This is a genomic window from Amycolatopsis sp. NPDC003676, from assembly GCF_053587275.1.
In genome coordinates this window covers 64,185-78,175 of sequence record NZ_JBSFNS010000012.1, presented here as the reverse complement: position 1 = coordinate 78,175, position 13,991 = coordinate 64,185, and the positions used below count along the sequence as shown (strand labels likewise).

Here is a 13,991-nt window from a genome sequence, read left to right as displayed (position 1 = left end):
CCCTGTCAGGCCTGCGGTTTGCGGGCCACGCCGCCGATCACGCGCGACTCCGACGGCGCCTTCGCGAACACCGTGTCGCCGTCCGGATGCCACGCCGGCGCGTACACCAGGCCCGGTTCGAGCAGCGGCCAGCCGCCGAAGAACCGTTCGAACTCCGCCTTCGTGCGCAGGATGCCCGGGTTGGTGGTCGACTCGTAGTACTTGATGATGTCGACCAGCGCCTGGCGTTCGTTGTCGTCCACCGGGTTTTCGTTGGTCATCTGGGAAAGAATGAGCAACGAGCCCGGTGCGAGCTGCTTGCGGTAGAAGTCGAGGATGCCGTCCGGGTCCTGGTCGTCCTTGATGAAGTGCAGCACCGCGTTGACGATCAGCGCCACCGGCTTCCGGATGTCGATCACGTGCGAATCGGCGACCCGGTCCCACAATTCGGCGGGCTGCAGGAGGTCGGCGGCCATCGCCTGGTGCCGGTCCTCGTCCGCGGTGTCGGCGAGCAGCACCTGCGAATGCGCGAGCGCGACCGGCTCGTTGTCCAGGTACAGCACGGAAGTGTCGTGTTCCGGGCGTTCGTCGTCGGCCACCTCGTGCACGTTGCCCGCGGTGGGAAGGCCGGAGCCGATGTCGACGAACTGCCGGATGCCCTCGCGCACGCTCTGGCGCACCGCGCGGCCGAGGAACTGCCTGCTGGTGCGGCAGTACTCGCCCATCAGCGGCAGCCGTTCGCGCACCTTCTCGGCGAAGATCCGGTCGATCGCGTAGTTGGTGGTGCCGCCGATGAAGTAGTCGTAGACGCGGGCCGCCGACGGCCGGTCCAGACTGGCTTCCACCGCGCGCAGTGCTTCGTCCTGTGTGCTCATCGCCGTCCTCACGCTCGCCCTGGCGCTCATGCTAACCATGGCGCCGCGTTCAGCTCGGCCGGTAGGACTCCCGGTAGGCGTTGACCGAAGCCGTCAGCTGATCCATCGCGGCGCGCATCCGGCCGAGTTCGGCGTTGTTCAAGTTCATCGCCGCTCCGACGTGCGGCGGAATCCCTTCCGCCTTGGCGCGCAACGCGGTTCCCTCTTCGGTGAGCCGGATGCGGACCGAGCGCTCGTCGTCGGATTGCCGTTCGCGCTTGATGAGCCCGGCCTTCTCCAGCCGCTTCAGCAGCGGCGACAGCGTGCCGGAGTCGAGGTTCAGCGCGGAGCCGAGTTCCTTGACCTGCTGTTCGTCCTGCTGCCACAGCGCGAGCATCACCAGGTACTGCGGGTAGGTCAGGTCGAGCGGTTCGAGCAGTGCGCGGTAGAGCGCGGTGACTGCCCGGGAGGCCGAGTACAGGCCGAAGCACAGCTGGTCGTCAAGCAGCAGCGAGCCGGTTTCTCCGGTGTCTGGGCTGGTCATCGGTGGCCTCCCTCGGCTTTCTTCTTCCCAGCTCTCCATCCTCTCTCGGCTGGCCGGGATAGGCAACTCAAGTGCTCTATATCTCATTGTGCGTCATCTAGTTGTGCACAACTAAGTTGTGAGGCTATGTTCTGTGGAGTCCGCACGACGCAGCTATCGGAGGAAGTCATGACCGCGAACCCGCAGAACCTCGCTCTCGAACCGGCCGCCCTGGCGTTCGCCGAGGCCACCGACCAGCCGCCGTACCTCTTCCAGCTCCCGCCCGCCGAAGGCCGCAAGGCGGTCGACGGCGTCCAGGACGGCGACGTCGCACTGGCGCCCGCCGACATCGAGACGCTGACCGTCCCGGGTGGACCGAACGGCGACGTCGAGGTCCGGATCGTGAAGCCGCAGGGCGTCACCGGGCCGCTGCCGGTGCTCGTCTACATCCACGGCGCCGGCTGGGTCTTCGGCGATTTCCACACCCACGAGCGACTGGTCCGCGAACTCGCCGCCGGAACCGGCGCGGCCGTCGTTTTCCCGGAATACAGCCGTTCGCCGGAGGTTCGTTACCCCGTCGCGATCGAAGAGAACTACGCCGCCGTGAAGTGGGTTGTCCAGAACGGTGCGGAGAAGGGGCTCGACACCACGCGAATCGCGATCGCGGGCGACTCCGTCGGCGGAAACATGACCGCGGCGCTGACGCTCATGGCGAAGGAGCGCGGGGACGTGAAGTTCCTTCAACAGGTGCTGTTCTACCCGGTCACCGACGCTTCCTTCGACACCGAGTCGTACACCAAGTTCGCCGACGGCTACTTCCTCAGCCGCGAAGGAATGAAGTGGTTCTGGGACCAGTACACGACCGATGAAGCGCAGCGCGCCGAGATCACGGCTTCGCCGCTTCGCGCCACTGTGGAGCAGCTCGCCGGACTGCCGCCGGCTCTCGTGATCACCGGCGAGGCGGACGTGCTTCGCGACGAAGGCGAGGCGTACGCCGCGAAGCTGCGTACGGCGGGCGTGCCGGTGACGGCGGTGCGATACCAGGGCGTGATCCACGACTTCGTGATGGTGAACGCGCTTCGTGAAACGCACGCAGCGGAAGCTGCGATCACACAGGCGATCACGGTCTTGCGTGGCGCATTCGGCAACTAATCAGGGACTAACGGGCAATCCTGAGGTTCTGCTGAGTTTGCCGGGGCCATTCTGGGCGTGATCGACGTCACGTGATCACAACGAGGATGGCCCCTCAAACGTATCTAGAGCAGCGGGTCCCGCCTTCCGGGCGCGCGATCGGTCCTGGAGGTTCCCGTGCACCTGAGCGCAATCAGGTTGGATTCGCCCGTGATGCTCGCGGTGATCGGCGTGCTCGCGCTTCTCGCGGTCATCTCGGTCCCGTGGTTTTGGGACAAATGGCGCAAGCGCAAGCAAATCGGCCGCAGTGCCACGGTTCTTGTCGCGCTGTGCCTGGTAATCGTCACGCTTGGTTTGACCGGCAACATGATCGGCGGATTCTTCCCGACGCTCGGCTCGCTGCTCGGCACCGGCGCGTTCGCCGCGGAGGGCATCGACGTCGAGGGCGGCGACAACGGTGTGGATCTCGCCCGCGCACGGGACCTCGGAGTGGCGCACGCTCGGGTCGGCAAGGGGACCATCGCGCACGTGACGGTGACCGGGCGGCGCACCGGCCTCACCCGCGACGTGACGGTTTACCTTCCGCCGCAATACTTCCAGCATCCGTACAAGTCGATGCGGTTCCCGGCGATCACCTGGATCCCGAACTACCCGTCCGGCCCGGAGGTCACCACCGCCCCGATCGGATACCACTTGCCCGAGCAGCTTGACGCGGCGATCGCGAAGCACTTGCTGCCGCCGGTGATCGTGCTGATCCCGGACCCGACCGGAACGCCGAAAATCGGTCACGACACCGAATGTGTTGACGAGGTCAACGGAAGTCCCAATGACACCTACCTGTCCGCGGACGTCCGGGAATGGGCGATCCAGCGCCTCGGCGTCAATCCGGACCGGCGGGCGTGGACGATCGCGGGCTGGTCGTCCGGCGGCTATTGCGCGCTGAATCTCGTGACGCGGCATCCGCAGTGGTATGCGCAGGCGGCGAGCGTCAGCGGATACGAAAAGGCCCAAGTGGACGGTGAGACCGAGAATCTCTTCCGCGGCCGCAAGGACATCGAGGACGCGAACAACGTCAAGATCAACGTCCGGCTGCACCCGGCCCCGCTGGAACTCCTCGCGATCTCCGGCGAGAAGGAACAGAACGAAAGCCGCGCGGTCGACCAGATGCGCGCGGCCGCGCAGGCGCCGGTGCAGTTCACGTCATGGCGGATTCCGGACGCGGGGCACAACATGAACACCTTCAAGGCGCAGCTGCCGGACGTCCTGACGTGGATCGGACAGCGGATTCCGGGACCGTCGGCACCAGGCCCGCGGGCGGACGTGACCGGTGGCGTGAAGCCGTGGCCGTTGCCGAGCACGGGCGCACGGGGCGGGCTGACCGCGGTCGAGCAGTGACGTTCAGCGGATCCCGGGAAGGTGCTTGACCACTTCGGTGACCTGAGCTTCGGCGGTTTCGTAGCCGACGGAGCGGGGGTTCTCGGTGAGGACCGTGACGATGTACCGGTCGTCCTTGACGAGACCTGAGGTGTGCAGGATGCGCCCGGGATTGCAGCAGGACCAACCTTGTTTGACAGCCCAGGAAGCGTCGCCGAGCGCGTCCGGGATGCCGAAGTACTGCCGGAATCCGTCGGCCCCGTTCTCGGTGGCTTTGCGGAGCGCTCGAAGAATGGTCTCGCGCTGCTGGGCCGGCGCGCGATCCATCAGGTAGCGGTAGACGCGCGTGATGTCCGCGGCGGTGATTTCCGTGTCGCCCCAACGTCCCGGGTCGTCCGGCGGGGTGGTTTCGGCGAGGCCCATGTCGCGCACCGCTTCCCGGACAATGCGCGTCTCGCCGCCCGCGACCCACAGCTTGCTGGCGGTGTCGTCGTCGCTGCGGGACAGCATTTCCTGCACGGTGGCCGGATTGGTGTCGCGGTCGAGCGCGTCGAAGGCGATCATGAGCTTCACGAGGGACGCGGACGTGTAGTGCCGATGCGGGTCGAGAGAAACCGGGGTCGTGCCTTTGCCGCGGTCGTAGACGACCACGCTGACGTGCCCCTGGGGGACGAGCGCGGGGAGTTCGGTCTTGAGATCGGGACCCTGCTGCGGCGCGGCGCTGCCGGTGCTCGCTTTCGGGACGGGACCGGGTGTGCTGGAGCCGGTTGTCGCGGAGATGACTCCGGACCTGTCCGCCGGCCCGGCAGCGGTGACCACCTGCCGGTACGGCTGGGCCTCGGTGACCAGAAACGCGATGACCGCGCCGAGGAGCAAGCCGGCCAAGAGGAACGTGTTCGCCCTGCGCATGCCCCGACTTCCCCGATCACCTGATCAGGGTTCGCCGAATCGGGCCGGTTTGTGGGATGGGTCTCGGTACCGGCCAGTACGCGTGACGGTCGGGCGGGCTGCGGGCAAGCAGGGATGGTTCAGACCACGGCGAGCCGTTCCACAAGCAGGTCGACCCGCTGCTCGGCGAACTCCCGCGGCTGCCGTCCCGCGCGGGTCAGGGTCGCGATTCCGTGCAGGGACGCCCAGAACAGCTCAGTGAACAGACCCGGGTGGACGCCTTCGCCGGCGACTTCGCCGAGGGTTTCCATCAGTGCGGCAAAGGCGTCCTTCAGCGGTTCCGGAGTGTCTTCCTGCGCGAACGCGATACCACCGTCGAGCTGGAAAATCGCGTCGTAGACCGCCGGATGCTGCTCGGCGAAGTCGAGATACGCGCGGGCGAGCGCGGTAACCCGAGCGCGCGGATCGTCTTCGGCGCTGGCCGCAGCCCGCACCGCCGCGGCCAGCTCGGCGGCCCCGTCGAGCGCGACCGCGCCGATGATCTCGCGCTTGCCGCGGAAATGGCTGTAGAGGACGGGCTGGCTGTACTCGATGCGCTCGGCGAGCCTGCGGGTGGTGACGGCGTCCCAGCCCTGCTGCTCGGCGAGCTCCCGGGCGGTCGCCACGATGAGGCGCTCGCGTTCCGCTTGTTCGCGCTGCTTGCGTTCGTGTACCGACATGAAGGGAGTCTAGCACTGCTAGACAACCGAGCGGCAGTAGTACTAGCATCGCCTCATCGGCTAGCACTGCTAGATTTCAGGAAGGTCATCATGCTCAGCGCACTCGAGGTCTGCACCATCGTGGTCGTCGGCGTGATGGTGGGGGTGGAGTTCTCCGTCGCCTTCGTCATCAACCCGATCCTCAACGGACTCCCCGACGACAGCAATCAGCTAGGCCGCGCCCATGGGGGCCGGATGCTCGGCGCGATCATGCCGTTCTGGTACATCGGGTCGCTCATCCTGAGCGCGATCTGGGCGGTTCTTGCTTGGGATCGCCCTGGCACCGGGCTCGTCGTGATTGGCGCGGGGCTGCTGATCGTGAGTGTGGTGATGTCGATTCTGCTGCTGGTTCCGATCAACAACCAGGGCAAGACGTGGACCCCGGAGAACCGGCCCGCGGACTGGAAAGAGCAGATGAACCGCTGGGACCGTTACCACTATGTGCGGGTTGCGGTGATCATCGGTGCGTTCGCTGTGCTGGTCGCCGCGCTGGTCTGAGCGCGGCGGTCGCGCCGATTGCTGGACTGGTCTGCGTGCTTGGGGTTCTGCCGGTCGTTTGGGCTGGCGTGAGTGCGGCCGGGCCTGCGGCTCGCTGGGCTGGTGTGGGTGCGGACGGGCCTGCTGCTCGCTGGGCTGGCGTGGGAGCGGCGGGGTTCTGCTGCTCGTTGGGTTGGCCCGGGTGCGGGCGGGGTTTGCCGATCGTCGGACTGGTGTGGGTGCGGCCGGTTCTGCCAGTCGACGCGCTGGTCTGGGTGTGGCGCGGGTTCGCTTGGCTGGGTTTAGTGCCGCGCGAGTCCTGCCGATCGTGGGGCGCGTCTGGGTGCGTGAGATTCTGCTGGTCGCTGGGCTGGTGTGGGTGCGGCCGGGTTTTGCCGGTCGCCGCATTGGTCCGGGTGCGGCGCAGGTTCGTTGGGGCTGGTGTGAGTTCCGCGCGAGCCCTGCCGGTCGCCGGGCTGGTCCGAGCCGCGCGGCTCTGCGGATCGCTCCCGTTTCCGGGGCTGGATGAGTCGCAGCGCCAGCTCTTCGCCGCCGCCGAGGCCGCGAAGCTGGTCCCGTCCGGTACCTCACTCGGGCATCCGATCGGCTCAGCAGCCACATTGGCCCCGGCAGCCCAGTCCGTGTCGCCGATTTTGCCCGGTGGGCGCGTCGGGACGGGCGGATTCGGGTTTCGGGCCGGGTGTGGCGGGGGATCCCTTCAGGGTTGACCCACCGTCACCTTCGGTATGGGAAGGACTGGAGTCATGGTTCGTGCGCATCGAGCCCGCGTCCGGGTGGAAGGGGTGCAGCCCGCCCAGGTGCTGGCCATTCTGCTCGGGGTCCTGTTTCTCGCCTACGGCATCATCGGGCTCGTGAAGTCCGGGTTCGGGGATTTCACCGGACACGGTGTCACTTTGTGGCGGTTCTCCGCCAATCCGCTGAACAACGTCGTCCACGTGGTGACCGGCGTGATCGGCTTGCTGCTGGCCTTGGGTTCCGGCCGCGCCCGGACGTTCGGCTGGCTGCTCTTCATCGGCTACGGCGCGCTGTTCGTCTGGGGCCTGATGCTCGCCGGGACGATCACGGTCAACCCGGTATCCGGCCTTGGCAACCCGCTCAACCTCGCCGACGCGGACAACTGGCTGCATCTCGGCATCGCGGTTCTCGGTCTGCTGACCGCGGTACTCCCGGCACGCCACGGGGTTCTGCTTCCCGAGGACGAGGAACCCGCCGAGGTCGACACGGCTGCTCAGCCGCGCCGACCCGAGGCCGGCGGGCACGGCTTGGCCCACTAGTTCGTCCACAGTGGAATAATTGCGCAGCGGGATCGCTTGCCGGAGCGGGATTTCCTCCGGCGGCGGTCCCGTTCGTGCTTACTCGGCGGAATCTTCGAGCGCGCGGTCCACCATCCGTCCCGCCGCGCCGACGTACTGCGCCGGGTCTCCGAGATCAGCCAGCGTCTCAGCGTCGATGGCGGCGGTAATCTCCGGCGTGTCCGCCAGGATCTCTGCCAGTGGGCGGTCTTCCTCGATCGCCCGGCGGGAAGCGGTGCCCAACAAGTCCTTCGCGCGTGCCTTGCCCACGATCGGTGCCAGCGCCGCCGACAGTCGTTCCGAGACAATCAACCCGTTGGTCAGCTCGAGATTATGCTGCATTCGGTCCGCGTGAATGTCCAAGCCTCGTACCAAATCCACGGCCGTATGCGTGGTGCCGCCGGTCAGTCGCAGGCATTCGCGCAGCAATTGCCACTCGGCTTGCCAGACGCCAGCCGAGCGTTCGTCCTCTGCCAACCCGGATTGCGTGACTCCCGCCGCCAGCACCGGCACCTGCAGCGCTGCCGAGCGCACCAGCGCCGACTGCACCGGATTTTGCTTGTGCGGCATCGCCGAAGATCCACCGCCGGTCGCCTCGGTCGCTTCGCCGATTTCGGTGCGGGCCAGCACCTGGACGTCGACAGCGATCTTGCCCAACGCCGTCGTCACGCCAGCCAACGCGGAAACCAGTTCGGCCACCGGGGTGCGATCCGCGTGCCACGGCAGAATCGGTGCGGTCAAACCGGTTTCCTCCGCGAAGGCAGCGACGAGCCGTTCCGCGTATTCATCGGTGCCGTCGCCGTACTGGACGTAGGCCGCCAACGTTCCCGCCGCGCCGCCGAGTGACACCGGCAGCCGCAGCGCAGCGATCCGGCGCGCGGACTCTCGAACTCCCTGCCGCCAGATCGCTGCCTTCAGACCGAAAGTCGTCGGGACGGCGTGCGCGGTGAGGGTACGTCCGGGCATGACGGTGTCGCGATGGGCGCGCGCCAAGGTGGCGAGGGCGTCCGCGATCGCCGTGAGGTCCGCGCTGATCAGCCGCAGAGCGTCGCGCGCGACGAGCATCATCGCCGTGTCGACGATGTCCTGGCTGGTGGAGCCGCGGTGCACGTAATCGGCGACGTCCGGGACCTTGGCGGACAGCGTGCGCACCAGGCTGACCACCGGGTTCCCGGTCGCACGCGCGTCGCGGGCCAGCTGGACGACGTCGAGTTCGCCCTCGCCCAACAGCCGCGCGGCAGTGCTGATCCGCTCAGCTGCCTCGGACGGCACCGTGCCAAGCCGCGCCTGCGCTCGCGCGAGTGCGGCCTCCGCCTCCAGCAGGGCAGCCGCGAACGCACGGTCACCAGTCACCGCTTCGGCCGGGGTTCCGGCGCGCACCGGGGAGAGCAGGCCGGAGTCAGGATCGGCGGTCATGCCGTCCAGCATCGCACGCCGGGCCGCTTCGGGTTGGAAGGTCGCTGGTCACCCCGGGCACGAGAGGTGGCGATCGGGCTGGGCACAAGCTTCCCGCCCAGCTCTGGAGACGCTGTCGCTGGCTGGCTGCTGCGCCGTTGGCGGCTGTTGGCATCGGGGACGGCACCGCGCGGACGGCGGTGCACGGCCTGGCTGGGCACGGACGCCAGCACACGGGCGGCAGCGCGCGGACGGCGGTGCACGGCCTGGCTGGGCACGGACGGCAGCGCACGGACGGCAGCACGCGGACGGGCTGAGTGCGGACGGCTGGGTGTGGACGGCAGCGCGCGGACGACTGGGTGCCGACAGCGCGATACAGGCGAAGCGATCGGCGAGAACGCAGCGCCGACGGTTGTCGATCACTTGAGCGCAAACCTTGGCGCATCACCTCCTAACAGGACTCGAAACAACCACCACCTCACCGACCCGTCGCCCCGTCCGCCACCTCCCTGAGCAGGTCCGCGTGTCCGTTGTGCCGGGCGTACTCCGCGACCATCGACATCAGCATCCACCGCAGCGAGAACGGCTCGCCCGTCGTCTTTCCGACCCCCTGCGCGTCCAAAGAAGACGCCGCGGCCACGATCTCCCGGCTCCGGTCGCACTCCGCGCGCCACAACGCCAGTGCCTCGCCGAAATCGCCGTCCAGCCGGTCGAAGTCCTGGTCCGGATCGTCGTCCGAATAGTGCAGCAGCGGGACGTCCTCGCCCGCGAACTGGATGCGGAACCACCATCGTTCGACGCCCGCCAGGTGCCGGACCAGGCCGTGCAGCGACATTGTGGACGGTGGCACCACCCGCGCCGACACGGCTTCCTGGCTCAGCCCGGAGCACTTCAGCGCGAGGGTTTCCCGGTGCCACTCCAGGTAAGCGAGCAGGGTTTCGCGTTCGTCGGCGACTCGGGGGATCGGCGGGCGGTCGCTCTCGGCGACTTTGGCCAGATGCTGCGGGATCTGTGTCATGAGACGAGCGTCTCACCCGCCACCGACAATTTTCGGCACAGCGCCGCGCGCCGGGTGCACGGGACACCGGCCGCGTACCGCAGTGGGCTAGGCCACATGGCGGGCCCGGGTAGCTGCAGAATCCAGTTCTGTCGATGCGGAATTCAGGTGAATTCCGGTGTTGATCAGCACACTCAGACACGGTTTCCGCACGGTGTTGTCGCTCCGTCAGAGGTATCGTGATCGGCATTCCGGGGATTAATCTTCTCGGCGGCCCGGGAGCGCCCGCTCCGCCGAACAGCGGATGCTTCGCGGGGCCGAACGCACGAATGAAACGGTGAATACAGCGCCATGGTCGGAGCGAGTGTGCCGATGGTCGAGTTGTCGATGTACACCCACGCCGGCGGTCAACTCGACCGGCTGTGCCAGGCAGTGGGATTCGATCCCGAAGAACGCCGTCACCTGGATCTTCTCCGGTTGTTGCTCGGCGAGTCCGGTGAATTGACTGTCGACGCTCCGGCGCAGTTCCCGTGCAATGTGGCGGACGACACCACGCCCGTTGAATTCTCGGTCGCATTCGACGCCAATGGCGAATGTGTGGTAAGGGTTCTCGGCGAGACCGTCGGGGCCCCCGACCCGCGCGAGTTTCTCACTCAGGTGGCCGGCGAGTACGGCCTGGTCACCGACCGGCTCGACGCGGTGGCCGACCTCTTCCTTCCGCACGACGAGCGCCGCGGGCCGTTCACGCTGTGGTACTCGTTGATCTTCCGCAACGGCCGCGCGCCGAAAATCAAGGTCTACCTGAACCCGCAGATCAGCGGCCCGACCATGGCGGATTCGCTGGTCAGCGAGGGGTTCCGGCGGCTGAACCTCGGCGAGGCGTTCGACCCGGTGGTCGAGCACGCGCTGCGCCGCGGCGAGAGCGACAACTTCACCTTCTTCGCGCTCGACCTCGACGACGACCCGCTCTCCCGGGTCAAGGTGTACGTCTCGCACGACGCCGCCGAGGCCGAGGACGCGGTGCGCGCGGCGGAGCTGGTGCCCGGCGCGGACCCGATGCTGATCCGGGAATTCCTCGCCGTGCTCGGCGGCGGAAAAGGCCCCTTCGAAGGCCGCCCGCTGGTTTCCAGCTATTCCTTTGTCGAGGGCATGGGCGGCACTCCGGGAAACTACAGTCTTTACCTTCCTATTCGCAGCTACGTGCCGGACGACGAGATCGCCCGCGCCCGGGTGCACGCCATTCTCGCGCAATACGACTTCGACCCGACACAACTGGACAAAGCGCTGGCAGCGGTTTCGGAACGGCCACTGCGCGACGGCGTGGGACTGATCGCGCACGTGTCGCTGCGAATGGGCGAGTTCGGTTCCGGAATCACGGTCTACCTGTCGTCGGAAGCCTACGCGGTAGCGCCGCCCAGAAAGCGCCCGGTGCTCGGCCGGATTGCCTGACACAGCAGTTTTCGGCCGTCGCCCACAACTGGAGGAAATACCCTGATGCGGACCTTCCCGCCGTACCGCGCCCAAGTAGTCGCCGAAATCCCGGTCACCACCCGTGCCGAACGGGAACAGGCGCTCGCCGCGGCGGGCTACAACGCCTTCAACCTGCCCGCGAACAAGGTCAGCATCGACCTGCTCACCGACTCCGGCACCGGCGCGGTCTCGACCGCGCAGGAGGCTGCCGCTGCCGCCGCGGACCGTTCGTACGCCGGGTCGGATTCGTTCTACCGCTTCCGCGAAGCGCTGAGCGAACTCACCGGATACCCGCACCTCCTGCCGGTGCACCAGGGCCGCGCGGCCGAGCGCGTGCTGTTCTCCAGCGTGCTGTGCAGCGGCCGGATCTCGGTCAGCAACACGCATTTCGACACCACGCGCGCGAACGTCGAACTGCTCGGCGCCGAGGCGATCGACCTGCCCTGCGCGGAGTTCGGCGATCTCGACAGCCTCGAACCGTTCAAGGGCAACATCGACCTCGGCGCACTCGAACGCCTGCTCAGCGGCCCGGACGGCAACCGCGTCGGCCAGGTGCTGCTCACCATCACCAACAACGGCGGCGGCGGACAGCCGGTCTCGATGGCCAACCTGGCCGCGGCGGCGAAGCTTGCGCGGGCACACGGCGTCCCGGTTTTCCTTGACGCCGCACGGTTCGCGGAGAACGCGTGGCTGGTCATCCAGCGCGAGGCGGGCTACGCGGACAAGACGCCGCGCGAGGTCGCGCGAGAGGCGTTCAGCCTGGTCGACGGCTGTGTCGCGAGCCTGAAGAAGGACGGCATCTCGCCGATGGGCGCGTTCATCGGCCTGACCGACCCGGAACTCGCGCAGCGCTGCGAAACCAACCTGATCGCCACCGAGGGCTTCCGCACGTACGGCGGGCTCGCGGCGCACGACCTGGACCGCGTGGCCAAGGGCCTGCAGGAAGTCGTTGACCCGCACTATCTCGCCGCGCGTGCGGGCGAGGCGGCCCGGCTCGCGAGGCAGGCCAACGAGGCCGGGGTGGACATCGTGCAGCCCCCGGGCATCCACGCGCTCTACCTCAACGCCGGCCGCCTGCTGCCGCATCTGTCCGCGTCCCGGTTCCCGGGCCACTCGCTGGCCTGCGAGCTGTACCTGGCGGGCGGAATCCGTTGTGTGGAACTGGGTTCGCTCTACCTCGGCACGCTCGACGAGCAGAACGAGCTGATCACCCCGGCCCCGTTCGAGTTGGTCCGGATGGCGCTGCCGCGGCGCGTGTACAGCCAGGGCCACTACGACTACGTGGCCGAGATCCTCGGCGACATCGCGAAAAACCCGGAGCAGGTGCCGGGGTACCGGATCGTGGAAGCGCCGAAGATCCTGCGGCACTTCAATCTCCGGATGGCCCCGGTCCACTAAGAGTCCATTAAGGACCGCACGAAGCGAACGAGGGGGCTCCCCGCGCCGGGAACCCCCTCGCTGGTCTGAAAGCCCGGCTCAGGCGGGCTGCGGAACCACCGTCATCGCGTGCTTCACCAGCCGGATCAGCGCGATCTTGCTCGAATCCCGTTGCCGCGCGTCGCACATGACGATCGGCACGCCGTCGGGCACCACGAGCGCCTCGCGGATCTCGTCGGGGGTGTAGCGCGGCGCGTTGTCGAAGCAGTTCACCGCCACGACGAACGGGATCTTCCGCCGCTCGAAGAAATCGACCGCCGCGAAGCTGGTCTCGAGCCGGCGCGTGTCGACCAGCACGACGGTGCCGATCGCGCCGCGCGCCAGGTCGTCCCACATGAACCAGAACCGTTCCTGGCCCGGGGTGCCGAACAGGTAGAGCACGTGCCGCGGCGAGATGGTGATCCGGCCGAAGTCGAGCGCGACCGTGGTGGTCTTCTTCTGCTCGACGCCGGACAGGTCGTCGACGCCGGTGCTCGCCTCGGTGAGCACCTCCTCGGTGGACAGCGGCGGGATTTCGCTGACCGAGGCGACCATGGTCGTCTTCCCGGCGCCGAACCCGCCGGCGACGATGATCTTGACCGGGGTCGGCACCGACGTCGCGGCGTCTTCAGAGCTTGATGAGGCCATCGAGAACCGCCTGGAGAGTTTCGTGGTCCGGCGCCTGGGCCGGCTGACGGGACGGGGCGCGGGTGATGACGAGACCGCGGTCGATCAGGTCCCCGCACAGCACGCGCACGACGCCGAGCGGCAGCTTCACGTACACCGCGATCTCGGCCACCGACAAGGGTCTGCGGCACAGCTGCGTGATCGCCAGGTGTTCCGGGCCGAGCCCGACCGGGTCCGATCCCTGCTGCAGGGTCATCACCTGGGTGGAGAGGTCGAGCTGATGTTCGGACGGGGTCCGTCCGCTTGTGATCGTGTACGGCCGGACCAGCGGCCCGGCGGCCTCGTCGTACCAGCCGTCCTCGCTCATGTCGCCTCCCGCAGCAGGTTCGCGGCCTCGCGCGGCGCCGAGGCCAGATAGTCGCCGACGCGCTTGACCAGCCGGTTCATCTCGTAGGCGATCATTTCGACGTCGATGTCCGCACCGGCGAGCACGGCGAGGCACGCGCCCTGCCCGGCGGCCGAGACGAAAAGGTACCCGCGTTCCATCTCGATCATGTTCTGCAGCACCGGACCGCGGTGGAACTGCCTGCTCACCCCTTTGGCGAGGCTCTGCAGGCTCGACGCGATGGCCGAGAGCTGGTCCGAGTCGTCCTTGCTCATCCCGGACGACTTGCCGAGCAGCAGGCCGTCGGCGGACAGCACGATGGCGTTCTGCGCGCCGACGACGCGGTTGACGACGTCGTCGAGCAGCCAATTGAGATCAGGGGTGGAGTTCCCGTACTCGTTCAT

General features: G+C 67.7%; 16 protein-coding genes. 7 read left to right on the top strand and 9 right to left on the bottom strand.

From position 1 onward, the window contains the following. Positions 1 to 5: 5 nt before the first annotated feature. Both ACWDNU_RS10485 and ACWDNU_RS10480 read right to left on the bottom strand, forming a co-directional pair. Positions 6 to 854: an SAM-dependent methyltransferase gene (locus ACWDNU_RS10485; protein ID WP_370932466.1), complete on the bottom strand. Its 849-nt coding sequence runs from the start codon at positions 852 to 854 to the stop codon at positions 6 to 8. Between the two features lie 49 nt (positions 855 to 903). Further along, entirely contained in the window at positions 904 to 1,377 is a 474-nt protein-coding gene (locus ACWDNU_RS10480; RefSeq protein WP_370932465.1) for a MarR family winged helix-turn-helix transcriptional regulator, read from the bottom strand. A 168-nt stretch (positions 1,378 to 1,545) separates the two neighbouring features. Here ACWDNU_RS10480 and ACWDNU_RS10475 point away from each other — a divergent pair, with 168 nt between their 5' ends. Together ACWDNU_RS10475 and ACWDNU_RS10470 are read left to right on the top strand one after the other, a co-directional pair. Next, complete coding sequence (locus tag ACWDNU_RS10475; protein ID WP_370932464.1) at positions 1,546 to 2,508, top strand: alpha/beta hydrolase; 963 nt, start codon at positions 1,546 to 1,548, stop codon at positions 2,506 to 2,508. Positions 2,509 to 2,700: 192 nt separating this feature from the next. Next, the gene (locus ACWDNU_RS10470) at positions 2,701 to 3,882 is read left to right on the top strand and encodes an alpha/beta hydrolase (RefSeq protein WP_449668643.1); all 1,182 of its coding nucleotides are present in this window, start codon (positions 2,701 to 2,703) and stop codon (positions 3,880 to 3,882) included. Between the two features lie 3 nt (positions 3,883 to 3,885). Here ACWDNU_RS10470 and ACWDNU_RS10465 read toward each other — a convergent pair whose 3' ends face one another. Both ACWDNU_RS10465 and ACWDNU_RS10460 read right to left on the bottom strand, forming a co-directional pair. Continuing rightward, the gene (locus tag ACWDNU_RS10465; protein ID WP_449668585.1) at positions 3,886 to 4,770 is read right to left on the bottom strand and encodes a hypothetical protein; all 885 of its coding nucleotides are present in this window, start codon (positions 4,768 to 4,770) and stop codon (positions 3,886 to 3,888) included. 119 nt (positions 4,771 to 4,889) lie between these two features. Beyond that, positions 4,890 to 5,468: a TetR/AcrR family transcriptional regulator gene (locus ACWDNU_RS10460; protein WP_449668584.1), complete on the bottom strand. Its 579-nt coding sequence runs from the start codon at positions 5,466 to 5,468 to the stop codon at positions 4,890 to 4,892. A 90-nt stretch (positions 5,469 to 5,558) separates the two neighbouring features. On the opposite strand from ACWDNU_RS10460, the gene ACWDNU_RS10455 reads away from it, so the two are divergent. Together ACWDNU_RS10455 and ACWDNU_RS10450 are read left to right on the top strand one after the other, a co-directional pair. Further along, entirely contained in the window at positions 5,559 to 6,005 is a 447-nt protein-coding gene (locus ACWDNU_RS10455) for an anthrone oxygenase family protein (protein ID WP_449668583.1), read from the top strand. A gap of 743 nt (positions 6,006 to 6,748) precedes the next feature. After that, complete coding sequence (locus ACWDNU_RS10450; protein ID WP_370932461.1) at positions 6,749 to 7,279, top strand: DUF4383 domain-containing protein; 531 nt, start codon at positions 6,749 to 6,751, stop codon at positions 7,277 to 7,279. A gap of 78 nt (positions 7,280 to 7,357) precedes the next feature. On the opposite strand, the gene pcaB is transcribed toward ACWDNU_RS10450, so the two are convergent. Beyond that, positions 7,358 to 8,713, bottom strand: a complete 1,356-nt coding sequence (pcaB, locus tag ACWDNU_RS10445) for a 3-carboxy-cis,cis-muconate cycloisomerase (RefSeq protein ID WP_449668582.1) — start codon at positions 8,711 to 8,713, stop codon at positions 7,358 to 7,360. 137 nt (positions 8,714 to 8,850) lie between these two features. Between pcaB and ACWDNU_RS10440 the strand changes: the two genes are divergently transcribed. After that, the gene (locus tag ACWDNU_RS10440) at positions 8,851 to 9,009 is read left to right on the top strand and encodes a hypothetical protein (RefSeq protein ID WP_449668581.1); all 159 of its coding nucleotides are present in this window, start codon (positions 8,851 to 8,853) and stop codon (positions 9,007 to 9,009) included. Positions 9,010 to 9,170: 161 nt separating this feature from the next. Here ACWDNU_RS10440 and ACWDNU_RS10435 read toward each other — a convergent pair whose 3' ends face one another. Then, positions 9,171 to 9,710: a DinB family protein gene (locus ACWDNU_RS10435; RefSeq protein ID WP_370932459.1), complete on the bottom strand. Its 540-nt coding sequence runs from the start codon at positions 9,708 to 9,710 to the stop codon at positions 9,171 to 9,173. A 330-nt stretch (positions 9,711 to 10,040) separates the two neighbouring features. Here ACWDNU_RS10435 and ACWDNU_RS10430 point away from each other — a divergent pair, with 330 nt between their 5' ends. Together ACWDNU_RS10430 and ACWDNU_RS10425 are read left to right on the top strand one after the other, a co-directional pair. Beyond that, on the top strand, positions 10,041 to 11,138 hold the full coding sequence (locus ACWDNU_RS10430; protein WP_449668580.1) for a tryptophan dimethylallyltransferase family protein: 1,098 nt from the start codon (positions 10,041 to 10,043) through the stop codon (positions 11,136 to 11,138). A 45-nt stretch (positions 11,139 to 11,183) separates the two neighbouring features. Next, positions 11,184 to 12,557: a tryptophanase gene (locus ACWDNU_RS10425; RefSeq protein ID WP_449668579.1), complete on the top strand. Its 1,374-nt coding sequence runs from the start codon at positions 11,184 to 11,186 to the stop codon at positions 12,555 to 12,557. Positions 12,558 to 12,635: 78 nt separating this feature from the next. On the opposite strand, the gene ACWDNU_RS10420 is transcribed toward ACWDNU_RS10425, so the two are convergent. The 3 genes from ACWDNU_RS10420 to ACWDNU_RS10410 are packed head-to-tail and all read right to left on the bottom strand — an operon-like array spanning position 12,636 to position 13,991. Then, on the bottom strand, positions 12,636 to 13,223 hold the full coding sequence (locus ACWDNU_RS10420) for a GTP-binding protein (protein ID WP_449668578.1): 588 nt from the start codon (positions 13,221 to 13,223) through the stop codon (positions 12,636 to 12,638). Beyond that, positions 13,204 to 13,569, bottom strand: a complete 366-nt coding sequence (locus tag ACWDNU_RS10415; RefSeq protein WP_449668577.1) for a DUF742 domain-containing protein — start codon at positions 13,567 to 13,569, stop codon at positions 13,204 to 13,206. Before ACWDNU_RS10415 ends, ACWDNU_RS10420 begins: the two co-directional genes overlap by 20 nt. After that, positions 13,566 to 13,991, bottom strand: a complete 426-nt coding sequence (locus ACWDNU_RS10410; RefSeq protein WP_116199532.1) for a roadblock/LC7 domain-containing protein — start codon at positions 13,989 to 13,991, stop codon at positions 13,566 to 13,568. The genes ACWDNU_RS10415 and ACWDNU_RS10410 overlap by 4 nt, the downstream gene beginning before the upstream one ends.